At 69.1% G+C, this 1,704-nt stretch carries 1 protein-coding gene and 1 pseudogene; both read right to left on the reverse strand.

Features of this window, described 5'->3' with window-relative positions; genetic code table 11:
- Nucleotides 1–832, reverse strand: an 832-nt coding sequence (locus QMK34_RS47310) for a DUF6801 domain-containing protein (protein WP_326421601.1), incomplete at its 3' end; no start/stop codon positions are given.
- A 232-nt stretch (nt 833–1,064) separates the two neighbouring features.
- Nucleotides 1,065–1,704, reverse strand: a pseudogene (locus QMK34_RS47315) (DUF6801 domain-containing protein); the annotation flags it as partial.

A 1,704-nucleotide genomic window follows, 5' to 3' on the forward strand; every position in this document is an offset into this window, starting at 1 on the left:
GCGGGGTCGTTTCGGTGGGGCTGGTGGGAGTCGGGCTCGTGGGAGTCGGGCTGGTCGGCGTCGTCTCCGTGGGGCTCGTCGGGGTCGGGCTGGTGGGGCTCGTCTCCGTGGGGCTCGTGGGTGTGGTGGAGGTCGGTGTCGTGGAGGTCGGCGTCGCGGAAGTCGGGGTGGTGCTCGGCGGGGTTGAACTCGGCGAGGTCGTGCCACCGCCCGGCTTGATCTCGAACGTGCCGAGCTGCGTGTTCTGGCCGGGCTTGAGGGTGCAGGCCGAGGTGAACGTGCCGAGGTCGGTCGGCGAGCCGTCGGCCCGCTTCGGCGTCAGCGTCGTGGTGAAGTTCCCCACGGTCACCGCCGCGGTGCCCGGGTTGGGCAGCGCGATCGACGGCGCCGCGCCGGAACTCTTCACGTGGAACGGGCCGGAGGCGGGCACCGGGACCTGCGCGATGGTCAGCGGGAGCTGCAGGTTCAGCGTCTTGTCGACCGGGTACTTCAGCACCGCCGCGGCCTTCGCGGAACCCTCCACAGTGGCCGCGCCGACCAGCGCCAGGCCGTCGGTTCCGTCGGCGGGGACCGTCACGTCCACGGCGAAGGTGATCGCGGGCGTCTTCTGCCCGGCGATCGCGTTGTCCGGCAGGGTGCTGTCGATCTTCACCGTCAAGATCAGCGGGTCGGCCAGAATGGGGAACGGGCACGAATAGTCCAGCGTCAGCGTGACCGGCGCGGCCTGGCTCGCACCGCCACTCACCAGAACCAGCGCTCCCGCGACGGCTACGGCCGCCGTGCCGGCGGCCAGGCCGTGGGCGAGTTTTCTCGACTTCCAGTGAAGTTTCACAGCGATTTCTCCCAGAGGATAAAGCGGGAAACGAAAGGCCCCGGTAAATGGCGGCCACTTTTCGGCAAATTACCGCCGTCGGCACGCGGCGGCAAGGATGGGCGGATTCTTGTCACTTCGGCACGACCGCGGCCCGGTCGAATTGGCATGGCCTTGACGGTGCGAATCGCCGCCGGGCCGCACCGGCCGGTATTTCCTTCCCGTGCGACTCGGCGACGAAACACCGCGGTGACTACTTCCTGGCCAGGTTCACCTCGATGGTGTTGCCCGGCCCCGAAGCGAGACCACTGATGAGCGGGGTGAACAGGCCGCAGTCGGCGAACGACGGCAGCGTGTACTTACCGGTGAGCTTCCCACCCTTGAGCGGGTCGAAGCCGGGAGCGGACGCCAGGTCGACCTGAGCGGGCTTGGCCGTGTGGCAGGCGTGCGAAACGGGTACCGGCAGGCCGAAGATGCGGAGGTCCGAAAGCTGGACGTCGATCTTCGAACTCGCCTTGACCGCACCGGACTGCAGCGTCCCGGAAACGTCGCTCACCGGGTCGAGCCGGACGTCGGCGGTCGCCGGGAGCAGCCCCAGCAGCCGGAACGACAGCTTCGACTTCGGCAGCGACAGCTGGGCGTCGAACTTCCCGGACTGCGCGTCGAGCTTCGCCTTGAGCGTGCCGGGGCCGAGCGGCAGCGTCGCGTTCAGTCCCTTGATCAAGGTCTTGCCGGGGATCGTGTAGGTCACCGAGATGCCACCGCTCGGCGGCGTCGTGGGCGTGGTCGGCTGGGTTGTCGGTGTGGTCGGCTGAGTGGTGGGGGTGGTCGGCTGGGTCGTCGGCGTCGTCGGCTGGGTCGTCGGGGTGGTCGGTTCCGTGGTGGGGGTGGTC

Origin of the sequence: Amycolatopsis sp. H20-H5, from assembly GCF_035828755.1 — a bacterium.
Taxonomy (GTDB): domain Bacteria; phylum Actinomycetota; class Actinomycetes; order Mycobacteriales; family Pseudonocardiaceae; genus Amycolatopsis.